Source organism: Ornithinimicrobium pekingense DSM 21552 (genome assembly GCF_000421185.1).
In the GTDB taxonomy this organism is placed as follows: domain Bacteria; phylum Actinomycetota; class Actinomycetes; order Actinomycetales; family Dermatophilaceae; genus Ornithinicoccus; species Ornithinicoccus pekingensis.
Window position 1 is genome coordinate 174,565 of the sequence record NZ_ATWJ01000012.1, and the last position, 17,997, is coordinate 192,561.

Genomic DNA, 17,997 nt, shown 5'->3' on the forward strand with positions numbered 1-17,997 from the left:
CCGCCCATGCCCGGACTGACCCTGGCCGAGAAGCTCTGGACGCAGCACGTCGTGCGTTCTGCCGAAGGTGAGCCCGACCTTCTCTACATCGACCTTCACCTGATCCACGAGGTGACCAGCCCGCAGGCCTTCGACGGGCTGCGGGCCGCGGGGCGCCCGGTGCGGCGCCCGGACCTGACGCTGGCGACCGAGGACCACAACACGCCCACGACGCTGGGCCCGGTGACCGACCCGGTCTCGCGCACCCAGCTGGAGGCGCTGAAGGCCAACTGCGAGCAGTTCGGGATCGTGCACCACGAGCGGGGGCGGCGCGGGCAGGGCATCGTGCACGTCATCGGCCCGGAGCTGGGTCTGACGCAGCCGGGTATGACGATCGTGTGCGGCGACTCCCACACCTCCACCCACGGTGCGTTTGGCGCGCTGGCCTTCGGGATCGGCACCTCCGAGGTCGAGCACGTGCTGGCCACCCAGACGCTGCCGCTGAAGCCGTTCCGGACGATGGCCGTCACCGTCGACGGGGACCTGCCGGCGGGGGTGAGCGCCAAGGACATCATCCTGGCGGTCATCAACCGGATCGGCACCGGCGGCGGGCAGGGTTACGTGCTGGAGTACCGCGGCAGCGCGATCGAGGCGTTGTCGATGGAGGGGCGGATGACGATCTGCAACATGTCGATCGAGGCCGGCGCGCGGGCCGGGATGGTCGCTCCCGACGAGAAGACCTTCGCCTACCTGCAGGGCCGCCCGCACGCGCCGCAGGGAGCGGACTGGGACGCGGCGGTGGCGGCGTGGCGCGAGCTGCGCACCGACGACGACGCCGTCTTCGACGCCGAGGTCCGTCTCGACGCCTCCGAGCTGACCCCCTACGTCACCTGGGGCACCAACCCGGGCCAGTCCGTGCAGCTGGGCCAGGCCGTGCCCGACCCGGAGTCCTTCGGCGACGACGACGCCAAGGACACCGCGCGCCGCGCGCTGGAGTACATGGACCTGGCCCCCGGCACGCCGATGCGCGAGGTCGGCGTCGATGTCGTCTTCCTCGGCTCGTGCACGAACGGGCGCATCGAGGACCTGCGCGTCGCCGCCGAGGTGCTGCGCGGCCGCCGGGTCGCCGAGGGTGTCCAGCTGCTGGTGGTGCCCGGGTCCCACGCGGTGCGGCTGCAGGCCGAGGCCGAGGGCCTGGACGAGGTGTTCACCGCCGCCGGTGGTGACTGGCGCCTGGCGGGGTGCTCGATGTGCCTGGGCATGAACCCCGACCAGCTCGCCCCCGAGCAGCGCTGCGCCTCCACGTCCAACCGCAACTTCGAGGGCCGTCAGGGCGCCCGTGGCCGCACCCACCTGGTCTCCCCGGCCGTGGCCGCCGCGACCGCGGTCCGCGGCACCCTGTCCTCCCCGGCCGACCTGACCCAGGAGGCACTGGTCTGATGGAGAAGTTCACCACCCACACCGGCATCGGCGTCCCGCTGCGCCGCTCCGACGTCGACACCGACCAGATCATCCCGGCCCACTACCTCAAGCGCGTCTCCCGCACCGGCTTCGAGGACGGCCTGTTCGCGCGGTGGCGCGAGGACCCCGCCTTCGTGCTCAACCAGCCGGCCTACGCCGGCGGGTCCGTGCTCGTGGCCGGTCCTGACTTCGGCACCGGTTCCTCCCGCGAGCACGCGGTCTGGGCGCTGCAGCAGTACGGCTTCCGCGCGGTGCTCTCCTCCCGTTTCGCCGACATCTTCCGCGGCAACTCCGGCAAGGGCGGCCTGCTCACCGCCCAGCTCGACCAGGGTGACATCGAGCTGATCTGGAAGCAGCTGGAGGCCGAGCCCGGCACGACCATCACCGTCGACCTGCCCGCCCGCCAGGTCACCTGCGCCGACATCGTGGCCCCCTTCACCATCGACGACTACGTCGCCTGGCGCCTCGAGAACGGTCTGGACGACATCTCCCTCACCCTGCGCCACGAGGACGACATCGCCACCTACGAGGCCACCCGCCCCTCGTTCAGACCCGTCGTCACCGACGCCGTCGAGTAGCCACCCGCCGCGGGCCTCGCGCAGCCTCCCGCCGCAGCCCCGTGCCGGTCTCTCGTGACACGGTGGTCGTCGGAACGACCACCGTGTCACGAGAGGGGCGGGGCTGCGGCGAGGGCCGGCTGCTGCTGACTACTCCTCGGGGGTGGCCCAGAAGATCGCCTGACCGATCTGGCTCTGACCGCCCTTGGGGTGCGTGCGGAAGGTCGGCGACGTGCCGAACACCACCGCCCGGCCGCCGTCGGCCGACTCGCCGGAGATGACCGAGGCGTTGCCGCCGGCCGCCGTGGGGCCGTCGCCGGCGCCGGTGTCCACCCAGTGGCCTGCCAGCAGCGGGTTGCCCTCGGCGTAGGTCTGCTCGGCGCGCGTGCCCTCTCCCAGGCCGGTGTACCACTGCGCCGGGTAGATGAAGGCGTGGTCCTGGGCGTGGTCGGCCAGGATCGACCCCTCCGGGGTGTCGACCGCGACGATGCCGTTGCCGCTGCGGTTGCCGTCGACGGCCGTCGCCGACACCAGGCCGAAGGCGGTGGCGGCGTCGAAGGCCCCCGTGCCCTCGCCGACCAGCGCGTGCCCGTCGGCGAGCCAGGCCTCGGTGACCGCGCGACCGTTGACCTGCGCCTCGTCGAAGTTGAGGCTCGCCCCGAGCCAGAGGACGTCCAGGTCGTCCAGCGACGTCGTGCCGTCCTCGATCGTCGACGTCGACACCTGGACCGGGTCGAAGCCGAGCTGGAGCAGCGTGTGCAGGTCGTCCTGGTCGCCGGTGTAGCCGATCTCGACCTCGTCCAGCTCCTTGGCGTCGCCGGAGCGCACCTCGCGCACCTCCGACCGCCTGGCCTCGCGGAAGGCGATGTCGTGCTCCTCGGCCACCCTGGCCGCGAGCCGGCGCGAGTCCCGGCCGACCAGGGCGCGGCCCGAGTCGAGCAGCCAGACGTCGGCGTCCTCCTCGAGCAGGGCGTTGAGCGCGACGTAGTCGCCCACGCCCGCCACCTCGAAGGTCACGTGGTCGGCCCGCCTGGGGAAGTCCGCCTGACGGGTCGGGCGGTCGACGCGCTTGGTGCCGCGGACCGGGCCGTCGGTGACGTCCCCGACCTTGTGCACGGTGGCGCCCCACAGGTAGGAGTAGCTCCAGGCCGAGATGTCGTACATCGTCGGGACCTTGTCCGAGATGTCGCTGCCGAGATCGAGCAGGGCGTTGGCCAGGGCGCGCTTGGACTGGGCCATGTCGACCACGTAGGAGCCGCGCTCGTAGCGCGTGCCGTCGATCCGCGCCGGGCCGCCCAGCCGGCGCACCTCGATGTCGTGCAGCAGCAGCTGCTCGACCAGCGCCGTCGCGTCGCTGACCGAGCGCTGGTCCTCGCCCATCGGGATGACGTAGGCCCGCGGCAGCTCGACCGGGTCCTGGTCGTCGGTGACGTCCCACAGCGGCTTCCACTGGTCCGGGCCGGGGACCTCGTCGATGTTCTCCAGCGTCAGCGGGGTCTTGGGCTCCCCGGACAGCGCACGGCGGAAGAACTCGATCTGGTTGTCCAGGATCTCCTCGTCGTGCTCGTGCAGGTAGTCCACGGTCGTGCGGATGACCTGCTCGGCGACGGCGACGTTGGTCGCTGCCCGCTCCGGGGTCTGCCGGCCGTCGGTGCGCCCCAGGGGAAGCTCGACCGTGCTGGTGAGCGCCCCGTAGAACGCGGCGTACTGCGCCGTGAAGATCGGCGGGTAGTCGTCCCAGCCCGAGGGGGTGTCGCGGTAGGGGATCTTGATGCCGTCAGCGTCGGTCAGCGGGTTGCCCGGGATGTCCGCGGCGACGACGTCCTCCTCGATCTGCAGGGCCAGGGCGTAGTTGTGCGGGATGAACAGGTCGTACTCGTAGTTCTCCCCGTGCGGCGGGCCGGTCGGCTCGACCTGCAGCTGCCCGGTGTAGCCGTGGATGTCCGAGGCGTAGAGCGCCAGCAGCGACTGCGCGGTGCGCACGAAGGACTCCGACTCCGGCGTCACGTTCGTGATCATGTCGCGGTTCTCGTCGAAGTTCAGGGCGGTGCGCCGCTGCCCCAGGTAACGACCGTCCGGGTTGAGCGTCAGGGAGAAGTAGAGCCGGTGCCCGGTCAGCAGGTCCTCGACCTCCTCCCAGGGTGCCGTCGCCAGCTCCTCGATGTAGCGCAGCGAGGCGTCGGTGCCCTCCCACTCGTTGCCGTGGATGTTGGCGGAGAACCAGACCGGCGTCTTGTAGTCCCGCTGCAGCTTCGTGTCGCGGGCCGCCTTGCGGGGCTCGTGCTGGATCATCTCCCGGTATGCCGTCTGCCGGCGCGTCTCGTGGCGCCGCTCCGGCGCGGTGACGGTCACCAGGTACAGGTCCCGGCCGTTCGTCGACTGACCGACCACCTGCACCGAGACCCGGTCGCTGCTGGCCATCAGCTCGTTGAGGCGCGGGGCCAGGTCGGCGTAGCCGACGAGGTCGCCGGCGTAGGAGGCGTCGGCCGGGTCGGGGTCGAAGACGCGCAGCTCGGGCTGGTAGGGGTAGGAGCTCGGCATGTCCAGCCCTGCCGGGTCCTGCTTCGGGGCGCGGGGGCCACGCTCGCCCTTGTGGTGCGCCGGGCCGGCGCTCTCCGAGCCACCCTTGCCGTTGCCGTTGCCGCGCACGGGGTCGGAGGTGGCGGTGGGCGCGACGGCGAGCGTCAGCGCCAGCGACGAGGCCAGCGCACCGACCACGGTGCGCCGCTGCGGGGTGAGTGGCATGGGGATCTCCTGGGTTCGCCGATGAACGCGGTCGGCAGGTGTGCCGTCCGTCCACTGTGCGCCTCTGGGAGAGGCAGGAGAAGGGGTCCGGGCCAGAATTGACCGAACCCTTACCGTTACCGGCCGGTCACCCCATGGAGCGGTAGCGCTCGTGCCGCGCGCGCAGCCGCTCCTCCCGCGGCATGGCCAGCAGCTCGGCCAGGTGGGCCCCGGTCGAGGCCACGACGCGTCGGCAGAACTCGGCGGGCTCGCGGGAGGCGTCGGGATGCTCGGGCACGATCTCGTCGACGACCCCGCTGGCGCGCAGGTCCACGGAGCGTATGCGGTGCAGCTGCGCCATCTGCGGCGCGCGCTCCCCCGTGCGGTGGACGATCGCGCTGGCCCCCTCCGGCGGCAGCGGCGCCACCCAGCCGTGCTCGGCGCAGACGGTGCGGTCGGCGGGCATGAGAGCCAGGGCCCCGCCGCCGGTGCCCTCGCCCAGGATCACCGAGACGACCGGCACGGGGACGGTGGCGAGGGCGGCCAGGCAGCGGGCGATCTCCCCGCCCATCCCGCCGTGCTCGGCCTCGGTGGACAGCTCGGCGCCGGGGGTGTCGACGACGGTGACCACCGGCAGGTCGAGCTCCTCGGCGAGGGCGAAGCCGCGCTGGGCGACCCGCAGGGCGCCCGGGCCGAGGTAGGCGTGCTGCTGGGCCTTGCGGTCCTGGCCGACGAGCACGCAGGAGAAGCCGGGAAAGCGGGCCATACCCATGATGACGGTGAGGTCGGACTCCCCCGACCCGGTGCCGCGCAGGGGGATGAAGGTCTCGGCGCCCAGGCGCAGCAGCTCGCGCAGCCCGGGGCGGTCCGGACGGCGCGTGGCCTCCACCGAGGACCAGGCGTCCCGGGCCTGCAGGACCGCGGTGTCCGGCTCGGTGCCGTGCCGTCCGTGCGGCTCCTGCGGCGAGAGCAGCACCCGCAGCGCGTCGATCGCCACGGGGCGCAGCTGCTCCAGCGGGACGACGCCGTCGATGACGCCGCGGTGGGCGAGGTTCTCGGCGACCTGGACACCCTCGGGGAAGGGCTCGCCGCGGATGACCTCGCGCACGCGCGGGCCGAGGAAGCCGATGAGGGCTCCGGGCTCGGCGATCGAGAGGTGCCCCAGGGAGCCCCACGAGGCCAGGACGCCGCCGGTCGTGGGGTCGCGCAGGTAGACGAGGTAGGGCAGCCCGGCGCGGCGGTGGGCCGCGACGGCCTGGCCGATCTTGACCATCTGCACGAAGGCGGGGGTGCCCTCCTGCATCCGGGTGCCGCCCGAGGACGGCGAGGCCAGCATCGGCAGCCCTTCGGCGGTGGCGCGCTCGAAGGCCCGCGTCACCCGCTCGCTGGCCGCGGAGCCGACCGACCCGGCGAGGAAGGCGAACTCCCCGGCGACCACCGCCACGCGGCGGCCGTCGAGCCGGCCCTCGCCGGTGAGCACGGCCTCGTCGACCCCGCTGCGCTCGCGCGCCCGGGCCAGCTGCTCGGTATACTCCGCCCCGAGGTCGGGCTGCTGCGGCTCGGTGTCCCAGGAGGTGAAGGACCCCTCGTCGAGGACGGCCTCGAGCACCTGCCGGGCGCGCAGCCGGGTCACCTCAGCCCTCCTGCAGCCAGGCGCGGACGGCCGGCCCGTGCTCGTCGAGCAGCGGCGGGCTGGTGTGCGTGGTCGGCGTCGTCTCGGTGCCGTCCGGGGCGAAGAAGCGCAGCGGCGGCCCGGGCAGCTGGACGGTGCCCAGCGTCGGGTGCTCGACGTCGACGAGCAGGCCCTGGGAGCGGGTCTGGTCCCAGTCGTAGACCTCGTCCAGCGTGCGCACCTTGCCGGCAGGGACGCCCGCGGCCGAGAGCCGGCCCAGCAGCGTCTCGCCGTCGAGGTCGGCGAAGGTCTCCTCCAGCAGGGCGATGACCTGCGGGCGGTTCGCCACCCGCTCGGCGTTGGTGGCCATCCCCTCGGCGTCGGGGTCGAGCCCGAGCTCGGCGCACAGCCGTCGCCACAGGCTCTCGTTGCCGCAGGCGATCTGGACCGCGCCGCCGCGGCAGCGGAACAAGCCGTAGGGCGCGATCGAGGGGTGATGGTTGCCCTGCGCGCGCGGCACCTGTCCGGCGACCGTCCACCGGGTGCCCTGGAAGGCGTGCACCCCCACGATCGAGGCCAGCAGCGAGGTGCGCACGACCTGGCCCCGGCCGGTGCGCTCACGCTCCAGCAGCGCCGCGAGCACGCCGTAGGCGCCGTACATGCCCGAGAGCAGGTCACCGATCGGCACCCCGACCCGCTGCGGGTCCTCCGGACCCGAGCCGGTCAGCGACATCAGCCCCGCCTCCCCCTGGGCGATCTGGTCGTAGCCGGCGCGCCCGCCCTCGGGCCCGTCGTGGCCGAAACCGGAGATCGACAGCACCACCAGGCGCGGGTTGAGCTCGGCCAGGTGCTCCGGCGGGAAGCCGAGCCGGTCCAGCGTGCCGGGCCGGAAGTTCTCCATGAGCACGTCCGCGCGCCGCAGCAGCGCGGTGAGCACGTCCCGGCCGTCCTGGGACTTCAGGTCCAGGGCCACCGACTCCTTGTTGCGGTTGCACGACAGGAAGTAGGTCGCCACGTCGTGCCCGTCGGAGCCCTCCACGAACGGTGGCCCCCACGAGCGCGTGTCGTCACCGGTGCCCGGCGTCTCCACCTTGACCACCCGCGCTCCCAGGTCGGCCATCATCATCCCGGCGTGCGGACCCGCCAGCGCGCGGGTCAGGTCGACCACGAGCGTCCCGGACAGCGGTCCGCCGCGGCCCTCCTGGTCCTCGGTCGGGTCGGCGGTCGGGTCGGTCATCGACGCTCCTTGAGGCTGTGGGCGAGAGGCGGGCGGGTTCCCCATACCCAATCAGGTGCGCCTCCGGGCCGCGCACGCAAGGTCTCATCGCGATCCGCCCGCTTTTCTGGCAACTTCTGCCGAGAGCGCACCGTGGTCCCGGGCCTAGCCTTGGCAGGACGGTGCTCTCGCCCCTGCCGCGGTCCCGCGGCGGCCGGGCCGGCGCCGACCAGCAGTCGAGACGAAAGGTATGAGGGCATGCCCGACCCCATCGAGGTACGCAAGGTCCCGATCCACTCCGTGAGCGACGCCAGCGAGTTCACCCGGCTGCTCGACGAGGGCGTCCTCGAGGCCGACCGCGTCCTGGCGATCATCGGCAAGACGGAGGGCAACGGCGGGGTCAACGACTACACCCGCATCATCGCCGACCGCGCCTTCCGCGAGGCGCTGATGGCCAAGGGCGTCGACCAGGACAAGGTCAGGCAGATCCCGATCGTCTGGTCCGGCGGCACCGACGGCGTCATCAGCCCGCACGCGACGATCTTCGCCACCGTCGACCCGGCCTCCGTCGAGGCCACCGACGAGCCGCGGCTGACCGTCGGCATGGCGATGAGCGAGCCGATCCTGCCCGAGGAGATCGGGCGGATGGGCATGGTCGACAAGGTCGCCGACGCCGTGAAGGTCGCCATGGAGCGCGCCGGCATCACCGACACCGCCGACGTGCACTACGTGCAGACCAAGACCCCGCTGCTGACGATCGACACGATCCGCGACGCGCACAGCCGGGGCGAGGACGTCTTCACCGACGACACGCTGACCTCCATGGACGTGTCCAACGGCACGACCGGCCTGGGCATCGCCAAGGCGCTGGGCGAGGTCGACGACCTGTCCGACGCCGACATCATGAAGGACCGCAGCAAGTACTCCGCCGTCGCGTCCTGCTCCTCCGGCGTCGAGCTCGACCGGGCCCAGGTGGTCGTGGTCGGCAACGCCACCGGTGTCGGCGGCCGCTACCGCATCGGCCACTCGGTGATGGAGCACGCGCTCGACCAGGACGGCATCTGGAACGCCATCAAGGACGCCGGGCTCGAGCTGCCCGACCGCCCGCACCGCGACGACCTCCAGGGCCGCCTCGTCAACGTCTTCCTCAAGTGCGAGGCCAGCGGTGACGGCAACGTCCTCGGCCGTCGCAACGCCATGCTGGACGACTCCGACGTGCACTGGCACCGCCAGATCAAGGCGGCCGTGGGTGGCGTCACCGCGGCCGTGACCGGCGACCCGGCCGTGTTCGTCTCCGTGTCGGCCGCCCACCAGGGCCCCGACGGTGGTGGCCCCGTGGCCGCGATCGTCGACCTGGGCGAGCAGCCGACGGGCTACGTGCCCCCCGCCTCCTGACCCGACGCCCGTCGGCCCGCGGCTGACGGACGCACAGCACGCGCCAGGTGTGGCCTCCCGCCACGCCTGGCGCGTCTGCGTCGGAGGCGAGGTATGCCGTCAGGCGCGGGGCGCACCTGAGCGCGCCGGGCCGGCCCCCTCGCCACCACATCCGCCGAGTGCCCCACTTCCGTCGGCCGGGGACGTCTCCGGCCCGACGGAAGTGGGGCACTCGGCACGCTTGGTCGTGGGCGGGACCGGGTCGTGGGCGTGAACCGGGTCGTGGGTGGAGCGGGTCGGCGGGCGCGGCCTACAGCTGCGGCGCACGCTCCGCATACCGCGTGGCGCGCTCGTAGACCCGGGCCAGGCGCAGCAGGCGGTCGTCGGACCAGGGGGCGCCGACGAGCTGCAGGCCGACGGGCAGGCCGTCGACGAAGCCGCCGGGCACCGACACGGCGGGGCAGCGGGTCGCCGAGACGAGCGAGCAGGAGCGCATCCACTCCACGTAGGTCTCCAGCTGCACGCCGTCGATCTCGCGCGGCCACGTCTCCTCGGTGGGGAAGGGCATGACCTGCACCGTGGGCGTCAGGAGCAGGTCGTGCTCCCCGAACCACCCACGGACCGCGGCGTCGAGCCGGCCACGCGCCTCGGCGGCCGACATCAGCTGCTCGGCGCGCAGCTCCAGCCCGCGGCGGACGTTCCAGACGACGTCCTCCTTCACCAGCCCGTCCTCGGTGTGCTCGCGCACCAGCCGGCGCAGGTTGGTGGCCATCTCGAACGCGCGGTAGACGTCGAAGACCTCGTCGGCGTCGGTCAGCCGCGGCGCCGACTCCTCCACGGTGGCGCCGAGAGAGGCCAGGACCTCGGCCTGCTCGAGCACCGCGCGACGCACCTCGGGCGCCACCGGCACGCCGACACCGAGGTCGACGCTCACGCCCACCCGGACCCCGCGCAGGTCGTCGGGGCCCTCGTCGTCCAGCAGGGCCAGGAAGGACCCCGGCGCGACCGGGCTGGGCAGGGGGCCGTCCGGGTGCGGCCCGGCGACGACCGACATGCCGAGGGCGAGGTCGTCGACGCTGCGGGCCATGAGGCCGTTGCGGCTCAGCCACGCCTCGGGGTTGGCGGCCGGCACCGTGGGCACGACGCCCGGGCTCGGGCGCAGCCCGACGACGTTGCACCACGCCGCGGGGTTGCGCAGCGAACCGCCCATGTCGGAGCCGTCGGCGAGCGTCTGCATGCGCGCGGCGAGCGTGGCTGCGGCACCGCCGGAGGAGCCGCCGACCGAGCGGTCGGTGTCGTAGGGGTTGCCGGTCGCGCCGAAGACCGGGTTGAAGGTGTGCGAGCCGGCGGCGAACTCGGGCACGTTGTTCTTGCCGGTGCAGATGACGCCGGCGTCCCAGAGCCGCTGGACCACCAGGTCGCTGTGGCCCGGGACCTGCTCGGACAGCAGCGGGGAGCCCATGGTGGTGCGCACGCCCGCCGTGGCGTGCGTGTCCTTGTGGGTCATGGGTATGCCGTGCAGCGGGGGCAGCGCGCTCCCGCCGGCGGCCCGGCGGTCGGCCTCGTCGGCCGCGGCCAGCGCCTGCTCGGCGACCACGGTCACGACGGCGTTGAGCGCCGGGTTGACCCGCTCGACCCGGGCGAGGTGGTCCTCGACCACCTCGCGGGCGCTGACCTCACGGGCGTGCAGCCGGTCGCGCAGCTCGACGAGACCGAGCTCGTGCAGGGCGGTGGCGGTCACGGCGTCCTCCCGTCCGTCGCGGACACCCGGTCGGCGAGCGCGCGCAGCGCCTGGACAAAGACCTCGGCCGGCGGGGTGACCAGGCCGGCACCGACCTGACCGGTGCCGGCCACGCGGCCGGCCATGCCGGTGTTGATCTGCGGCAGCACCCCGGTGCGGGCGACCGCGACGGCGTCGATGCCGACCGGCGCCCCGCGGAACTCCAGGATCGGCACCTGCAGCGCGGGGTGCTCGCCGAGGGTGATCTCGTACATGGTGCGGGTGGTGGTGAGGGCGAAGTCGACGTCGCCGCCGACCAGCCGCACGATCGCCGGGGCCGCGGCCATGACGAAGCCGCCCATGCCGGCGGTCTCGGTGATGGCCGAGTCGCCGATGTCGGGGTTGGCGTCCTCCGGGCCGTAGGAGCCGAGGAAGAGGCCCTCGGGGGTGTTGGCCGGCGCGGTGAACCACTGGTCGCCGGTGCCCGAGAGCTGGATGCCGAAGTCGGTGCCGTTGCGGGCCATCGTCACCACGACGGAGGAGCCGGGGATGTCCTTGGCCGCGGCCATGGCCAGCTTGCACGCCGGCATGACGAGGTTGAGGGCGAAGTGGTCGTTGGCGCCGACGAAGCGGCATACCTCGGCGATGTCGTCGGTGTTCCTCCCGCCCTCACCGACCTGGGCCACGATGTGGGGCAGCAGGTCGCGCAGGAACATCAGCGTGGCGCTGCGGTTGCGGTTGTGCCCCTCGTCGCCCATCTGCAGCATCTGCGAGAGGTAGGCCTTGATGTCCACCGGGCCGTGCCGCTCGACCGCCTCGGCCAGCACCGGCCCGAGGACGTCACGCATCCAGCCCAGCCGGGTGATGACCTCCTCGGAGTAGGCGCCGTAGCGCAGCACCTTGCCCAGGCCCTCGTTGAGCGAGCAGTGCGAGACCGTGCCGTGCACCGGGTCGCGCAGCTCGAAGACCCACATCGAGGGGGAGATGACCCCGGCCATCGGGCCGACCGCGCCGCGGCTGTGGCAGGGGGCCAGGGAGATGTCCGGGCCGGAGAGCCTCTCGACCGCCTCCTCCTCGGTGGCGGCCAGGCCCTCGAAGAGCATGGCGCCGATGAGCGCCCCGCGCATCGGGCCGGAGGCCCGGTCCCAGGTCAGCGGCGGGCCGCTGTGCAGGAACTCCCCCCGCTGCAGGCCGAGCGCCTCGCTGGCCGGGGCGACGCGGACGAGCTCGGCCTCCGCGGAGGTGATGCGCTCCAGGGCGAGGGCGTTGGCCTCGGTGAGCCGCGGGTCGGCCAGGACCGTCGCGAGCGCCTCCCCGGTGCCGTCCATCGGGGGGCGCCACTCGACGTCGGCGACGGGCACGGCCTGGTCGCGCAGGGCGTCGGCGAACAGCTCGGCGCCCGCGGCGACGACGGCGGGGTCGCGGGTCAGCAGTCCGTGCAGCGGCTGCTCGGTGGTGCTCATCGGGCGGTCCTCTCGGTCGCGGGGGTGGTGGCGGGAGCCGCGCCCAGGAGCGAGAGCGCGGCGCGGACCGCCTGGGCGTTGGAGGTGAAGACGCTCGCGCCGGCCGCGGCCAGCGCCTCGGCGCAGGAGACCAGGCCCTGGGGGTCGGACTCCGTCCCCACGAGGGTGACGACGACGGGCAGGTCGCGGCCCTGGCCGGTAGCGGTGGCGCGGGCCTGCCGGACCGCGTCGGCGAGCTCGCCGGCGGGGTCGGGGTGGGCGCCGTGGCCGAGGACGAGGTCGAGCAGCAGGACGCCGCAGGTGGGGTCGGCGCCCTCGGTTCGGATCCGCTCCAGGCGCAGGGACGGGTCGATCATCGGGTGCGCCCGGCCCTGGGTCAGCTCGTCGTCGCCGAAGTCGAGCACGGCGTGCCCCTGCGCCCGCTCCGATCCGGAGACCCGCGGGCTGCCGGCGAGCGGGATGTTGGAGACGACCGGGCCCAGCACCTCCTCGGCGATGACCATGGCCTCGTCGGCGAGGGTGCCGCCGCAGAACAGGCCGCGCAGGGACGCCCCGGCCGGTGCCTGCCCGCTGCTTCCCTCGGCGGGCCAGGTCGGCCAGGCGGGCACGTCGGCACCGACGGCGGCGAGGGTCTGCTCGACCGCGGCGGTCAGGTCGGGCAGCCCCCGGCCGAGCGTGGCCCAGGACACCGGGACCCCCAGCTCGGCGGCGAGCCGCTCCAGGTCGGCGACGACCTCCTCGGCCGCGGGCTTGGAGACGATCACGACGTGCTCGGTCGCCTCGTCGGCGGCGAGCGCGCGCAGCGCCTGCCGGGCCGAGCGTCCGCCCACCTCGGCGGACAGGTCGCGCCCGCCCAGCCCGAGGCAGTGGCTGACGCCCTCGCCGGCCAGGTCGAGCAGGCACATGACCTGCTGGGCCCCGGTGCCGGAGGCCGCGACCACGCCGATGCGGCCGGGGCGCACGACGTTGGCGAAGCCGAGCGCGGCCCCGCCCACCACCGCGGTGCCGCAGTCGGGACCCATCACCAGCACGTCGCGCGCGGCGGCGGCGTCCTTGAGCGCGATCTCGTCGGCGACCGGCACGTTGTCGCTGAAGAGCATGACCGACAGCCCCGCGTTGACGGCGTCGAGGGCATCGAGCACGGCGTGCTGGCCGGGGGTGCTGACCAGCGCCAGGCCTGCCCCCGTGCGCCGGGCCGCGGAGCCGACGGTGCGGGGGGCCACCTCGGTGGTCGCCCCGCCGGCGCGCGAGCGCTCGTGCAGCTCCTGCAGGACGGCGGTGAGCATCTCGCGCCCGGCGGCCAGCGCGTCGTCGTCCTGCGCGCGCAGGGCGACGACGAGGTCGTTGGGGCCGGCCCCGTCGGGGACGTCGAAACCGGTCTCGCGCATGAGACCGAGGTTGAGCTCGGTGCCCATGCCGATGAGCGCGTCCGCGACGCCGGGCGTCGTGCGCACGCGCTGCGACACCTGCATCAGGGTGACGGAGTCGTGGTAGACGCCGCGGCGGATCTCGACCGAGTCAGTCACGAGGGTCCTTCCTTCGGGGTGGGTATGGCGTGGTGCAGGACGGCGTCCAGGCCCAGCAGGAGGGCCGCGCCGGAGGTGTGGCCGACGGCGACGACGTCCTCGGCGTGCCGACGCAGCCGCGGATCGTCGGCGAGGCCGTCGTGCCAGGCACGTAGGAGGTCGACCACCGGCGGCACGGCATACCCGAGGGCGGCGTGGCGCAGGAGGGTGGCCGACAGCGCGGTGGTGCGGTGCAGCAGCGGGGCCAGCCTCTCCTCGAGGCGGGCGCGGGCGGGCTCGTCGCCGGTGGCGCGCAGACCGAGCAGGGCGCCGCAGAGCACGTCGTCGCCGGCGGGGGTCAGACCGGGCCCCAGGCCGACGAGCGCCGCGGGCCCGGTGGGCGTCAGCAGCCGCGGGAGCGCCTCGAGCAGCGCTGGGGGCAGGTCGTCGGCCAGGCCCGGCAGGGAACGGACCAGCTGCGACAACCGCGTGCGCCGCGCCGAGCCGGCGGCCGGTGACGGGACGCTCACCGGCGTGGGCGCCGGGCGCCAGGTCCGGCGCACGGCGAGCGAGCCGCCCGGGGCAACGACCCGCCCCTGCCCGACGATGACCTCCGTGCCGGCCCGCAGCCGCAGGCCGTGCAGGTCGTGGGCCGAGCCCAGCCGCAGGCCGCCGGGCAGCACCAGGGCACCGGGCGCGAGCAGGGGCAGGACCTCGTGCTCCCCCTCGTCCGTGGGCAGCAGGTAGGCGGCCAGGTCGAAGGCGGCCGCCACGCGCGCCGGCCGCGGGGGGCCGTGCAGCCAGGCGGGGCCCAGCGTCGACGCCGCGGCGGGCCGCGCGTCGAGGACGCGGGGCCGGCGCACGGGGGCGTCGCTGGTCAGCATTGCGTCACGATATGCGCGGGCCCCGTGTTGCGTTGCCGGTGCTTTGTGACAACGATCTGGCCATGCATCGTCAACTGTCGCCCGTGCCCGCCCCTGCACCGGCGGGGATGACCATGACCGAGGTGCTCGAGCTGCCGGTCATGCGGGGCGCCACCGTCATCGCCGGACGCGACGGCCTGGACGCGTGGGTCAGCAGCGTCAACGTCATGGAGGTCCCCGACGTGCTGCCGTGGGTGCGCCCCCACGAGATGCTGCTCACGACCGGCTACCCGTTGCGCTCGCACGACGCCGACGACCTGACCTCCTGGATCGGGGGGCTGGCCGACCACGGGGTGTCGGCGGTCGCGCTCAAGCTCGCCCGCTACGTCGAGGAGCTGCCCGCCGCGGCGCTGGCCGAGGCCGACCGACGCGGGCTGGCGGTCCTCACCCTGCCGGGCGACGTGAGCTTCGACGACGTCATCAACCAGGTGCTGACGGTCGTCATCAACCGCCGGGCCGACACCCTGGCCCGGGCCGAGCAGGTGCTGCAGGACCTCGTCGGGGTGGTCATCGCCGGGGGCGACCTGGACCAGGTCTGCCAGGGGGTCGTCCGCCACCTGGCGCGGACGGCGATCGTCACGACCATGGACGGCCGGGTGCTGGCCTCGGCCGGAGAGCTGCCGGAGCGTCTCGGCGAGCTGCCCGGCTTCGACCCGACCGGACGCTTCGTCGTGGAGACCGAGCTGCCCGGGGTGTCCGCCGAGTTCGACGGGCAGCACCGCCTGGTCGCCCGCGTCCCGGGCGGACGGGCCGACCTCGGCCGCCTGGTGCTCATGCGCGAGGACGGCGCCTTCACCGCCGAGGACAACCACGTCGTCGGGCAGGCGACCACGGCCGCCGCCCTGGCCATCACCAAGCACCAGGCGATCGCCGCCGTCGAGGGCAAGTACCGCGGCGACTTCCTGCGCGACGCCCTGCTGGGGCGGGCCGGTGACGCCGACCGGGTCGCCGCCCACGCCGCCGACCTGGGCTGGGACCTGCGACGCCCGCTCGCGGTGGTCGTCGCCGAGGCCGAGGAGGCGCCGGCCGAGGACGCCGTCGCCCGGACGCTGCCCGAGCGGTTCCGTGCCGCGTGGGAGCGGGTCGTCGGCACCGACGACCACGCCGCGGCGGTGGCCGGGTTCAGCCAGGAGGTCGTCGTGCTCCTGGGCGTGCCCGCCGAGCTGGAGCCCGCGGGCGTCACCGAGCGGGTGGTGCAGATGGCCGCGCAGGTGCACGGCCGCGGCGGTGGCGGCCGTCGCACCTTCGCCACCGGCATCTCCCGCACCATCACCGACCTCGCCGACCTGCCGCGCGCCTACGCCGAGGCGCGCAAGGCGGTCCAGGTCGGACGGCGGCTGCACGGCGAGCGCGCGATCACCCACTTCGACGCGCTCGGCGTCTTCCGCCTGCTCTCCCAGGTCGAGGACCGCGCCGAGCTGGCCAGCTTCGTCGCCGAGACGCTCGGGCCGCTGGCCGCCGACACCTCCGAGGAGGCCGAGGACCTGCGCACGACGCTGACCGTGCTGCTGGACAACAACCTCAACGTCGCCTCGACGGCCCGGTCGCTGCACTTCCACTACAACTCGCTGCGCTACCGCATCGGCAAGCTGGAGCGGATCCTCGGCCCGTTCACCACCGACCCCCGCCTGCGGTTCGCGATCATGCTGGCCCTGCAGGCCCGCCAGCTCGACCACCCCTAGCCACGACCAGGGCCGGCACGCCCTACGCTGGGCAACCTCTGCCCAACGCAGGGGCGGCTACCTGTCACAGTCTGCCGGTACCCTCCGCCGTCGCTGGCACCTAGTGTCGTGCGTCACGAGGCGTGCTCCGGCGAATGACGTGACGGGGCCCGTGACCGCCTCACGACAAAGGAGTGTGTGAAGTGGCGGCATTTGGTTGGAAGCTCCACGGGGACGGGAAGACGCTGCGGCCCGGCGACGTCGTGGCCCCCGACGAGCGGCTCAGCTGGGGCAGGACGGCGGGCCTGGGCGCCCAGCACGTGGTGGCGATGTTCGGCGCCACGTTCGTCTTCCCCCTCATCATGGGGCTGAACCCCCAGCTGGCCATCATGATGAGCGGCATCGCGACGATCGCGTTCCTGCTCATCGTCCAGGGCCGGGTCCCCTCCTACCTGGGCACCTCGGCCGCCTTCGTCGGCGGCGTCGCCGCCGTCGTCGCCCAGGGCGGCACCCCCCAGCAGGTCACCGGCGCCATCCTCGTCGCCGGCGTCGTGCTCACCCTCACCGGCATCTTCATCCACTTCATCGGCGCGGCCGCGCTGACCAAGGTGCTGCCTCCGGTGGTCACCGGCGCCGTGGTCATGCTCATCGGCTTCAACCTCGCACCCGTGGTCGCCGACATCTACTGGCCCCAGGACCAGTGGATCGCGCTGGCCACGATGACGGTCACCATCCTGCTGGCCACCATCCTGCCCGGCTTCTGGGGCCGCGTCTCGGTCCTGCTGGGCCTGGTCTTCGGCTATGTCGCCTCCTGGCTGGCGGACGTCCTCACCGGCCCCATCACCGCCTTCAACGCCGGCACCGGCGAGGTCGACACCCACAACCGCGTCAACTGGGACGGCGTCGTCTCCGCGCCGTGGTTCGGCCTGCCGCCGGCCACCGACACCGCCGCGGGCGTGGTCGGCTGGCACCTGCCCGACATCGAGCTGACCTTCGTGCTGCTCATGCTCCCGGCCGTGGTGGCGCTGGTCGCCGAGAACGTCGGCCACGTCAAGGCCGTCGCCGAGATGACCGGCCACGACCTCGACCCGGTCATGGGCCGCGCCGTGGCCGCCGACGGCATCGGCACCATGCTCGCCACCTCCGTGGGTGGCTCCCCGACCACGACCTACGCCGAGAACATCGGCGTCATGGCCTCCACCCGGGTCTACTCCACCGCCGCCTACTACGCGGCGGCCCTGGTGGCGATCCTCTTCGGCCTCTCCCCCAAGTTCGGCGCGCTCATCTCCGCCGTGCCGGGCGGCGTGCTCGGCGGCATCACCGTGGTCCTCTACGGCATGATCGGCCTGCTCGGCGCCAAGATCTGGGTCGAGAACCGGGTCGACTTCTCCAAGCCGCTCAACCTGGTCCCCGTCGCCGCCGGCATCATCATCGCCATCGGTGACACCTCGCTGTCGATCGGTGACGAGTTCTCGCTGGCCGGCATCGCCTTCGGCACCATCGTGACGATCGCGGCCTACCACCTGGTGCGCGTGCTCATGCCCGCCTCCATGCGCGACGAGCAGTTCGGCACGGCCACCTTCGCCGACCCGCCCGGCGGCCAGAACCTGGAGAACCTCGGCCTGGCCGACGACTACGGCCTCTACGGCCACCGCGTCCTGGGCCGCACCTCCGAGGGCCATCTCATCGTGGAGGAGCACGCCCAGCAGACGCGGACCGACGACCCCCACGAGCGGGAGGCGCGCCCCGGGGGCGACACCGACCGAGCCTGACCTCCCGCGGGCCGGGTGCCGACCCGGCAC

12 protein-coding genes and 1 pseudogene are annotated in these 17,997 nt (G+C 73.7%); 6 read left to right on the top strand and 7 right to left on the bottom strand.

Features of this window, described 5'->3' with window-relative positions:
* The first annotated feature begins 6 nt into the window (after positions 1–6).
* Positions 7–1,419 (top strand): 3-isopropylmalate dehydratase large subunit, encoded by a 1,413-nt coding sequence (leuC, locus tag K330_RS0113750; RefSeq protein ID WP_022922398.1) that lies wholly within the window; start codon positions 7–9, stop codon positions 1,417–1,419.
* The gene (gene leuD / locus K330_RS0113755; RefSeq protein WP_022922399.1) at positions 1,419–2,018 is read left to right on the top strand and encodes a 3-isopropylmalate dehydratase small subunit; all 600 of its coding nucleotides are present in this window, start codon (positions 1,419–1,421) and stop codon (positions 2,016–2,018) included. Before leuC ends, leuD begins: the two co-directional genes overlap by 1 nt.
* A gap of 129 nt (positions 2,019–2,147) precedes the next feature.
* On the opposite strand, the gene K330_RS0113760 is transcribed toward leuD, so the two are convergent.
* From K330_RS0113760 to K330_RS0113770, 3 genes are all read right to left on the bottom strand, one after another.
* On the bottom strand, positions 2,148–4,742 hold the full coding sequence (locus K330_RS0113760; RefSeq protein WP_022922400.1) for a M14 family zinc carboxypeptidase: 2,595 nt from the start codon (positions 4,740–4,742) through the stop codon (positions 2,148–2,150).
* Positions 4,743–4,869: 127 nt separating this feature from the next.
* Positions 4,870–6,354 (bottom strand): carboxyl transferase domain-containing protein, encoded by a 1,485-nt coding sequence (locus K330_RS0113765; protein WP_022922401.1) that lies wholly within the window; start codon positions 6,352–6,354, stop codon positions 4,870–4,872.
* A 1-nt stretch (position 6,355) separates the two neighbouring features.
* Positions 6,356–7,570: a CaiB/BaiF CoA transferase family protein gene (locus K330_RS0113770; RefSeq protein ID WP_022922402.1), complete on the bottom strand. Its 1,215-nt coding sequence runs from the start codon at positions 7,568–7,570 to the stop codon at positions 6,356–6,358.
* 237 nt (positions 7,571–7,807) lie between these two features.
* Between K330_RS0113770 and bar the strand changes: the two genes are divergently transcribed.
* Positions 7,808–8,944 carry a barbiturase gene (gene bar, locus K330_RS0113775; RefSeq protein WP_022922403.1) on the top strand — a complete coding sequence of 379 codons (1,137 nt, stop codon included), beginning with the start codon at positions 7,808–7,810 and terminating at the stop codon, positions 8,942–8,944.
* Between the two features lie 289 nt (positions 8,945–9,233).
* Here bar and K330_RS0113780 read toward each other — a convergent pair whose 3' ends face one another.
* From K330_RS0113780 to K330_RS22860, 4 genes are read right to left on the bottom strand one after another with little or no spacing between them, the layout of a single operon-like run.
* On the bottom strand, positions 9,234–10,664 hold the full coding sequence (locus tag K330_RS0113780; protein WP_022922404.1) for an amidase: 1,431 nt from the start codon (positions 10,662–10,664) through the stop codon (positions 9,234–9,236).
* On the bottom strand, positions 10,661–12,106 hold the full coding sequence (locus tag K330_RS0113785; protein ID WP_040658157.1) for a YlbE family protein: 1,446 nt from the start codon (positions 12,104–12,106) through the stop codon (positions 10,661–10,663). The genes K330_RS0113780 and K330_RS0113785 overlap by 4 nt, the downstream gene beginning before the upstream one ends.
* Positions 12,103–13,632, bottom strand: a complete 1,530-nt coding sequence (locus tag K330_RS21350) for an FdrA family protein (RefSeq protein WP_051145617.1) — start codon at positions 13,630–13,632, stop codon at positions 12,103–12,105. Before K330_RS21350 ends, K330_RS0113785 begins: the two co-directional genes overlap by 4 nt.
* Positions 13,629–14,495 (bottom strand): oxamate carbamoyltransferase subunit AllH family protein, encoded by an 867-nt coding sequence (locus tag K330_RS22860; RefSeq protein WP_022922405.1) that lies wholly within the window; start codon positions 14,493–14,495, stop codon positions 13,629–13,631. Before K330_RS22860 ends, K330_RS21350 begins: the two co-directional genes overlap by 4 nt.
* 113 nt (positions 14,496–14,608) lie before the next feature.
* Here K330_RS22860 and K330_RS24685 point away from each other — a divergent pair.
* The 3 genes and pseudogenes from K330_RS24685 to K330_RS21360 all read left to right on the top strand — a co-directional run.
* A pseudogene (locus K330_RS24685) lies at positions 14,609–14,959 on the top strand (PucR family transcriptional regulator ligand-binding domain-containing protein); the annotation flags it as partial.
* 57 nt (positions 14,960–15,016) lie between these two features.
* Positions 15,017–16,216 (top strand): PucR family transcriptional regulator, encoded by a 1,200-nt coding sequence (locus K330_RS0113800; RefSeq protein WP_373288756.1) that lies wholly within the window; start codon positions 15,017–15,019, stop codon positions 16,214–16,216.
* 182 nt (positions 16,217–16,398) lie between these two features.
* The gene (locus K330_RS21360; protein WP_022922407.1) at positions 16,399–17,967 is read left to right on the top strand and encodes a uracil-xanthine permease family protein; all 1,569 of its coding nucleotides are present in this window, start codon (positions 16,399–16,401) and stop codon (positions 17,965–17,967) included.
* Positions 17,968–17,997 lie beyond the last annotated feature (30 nt).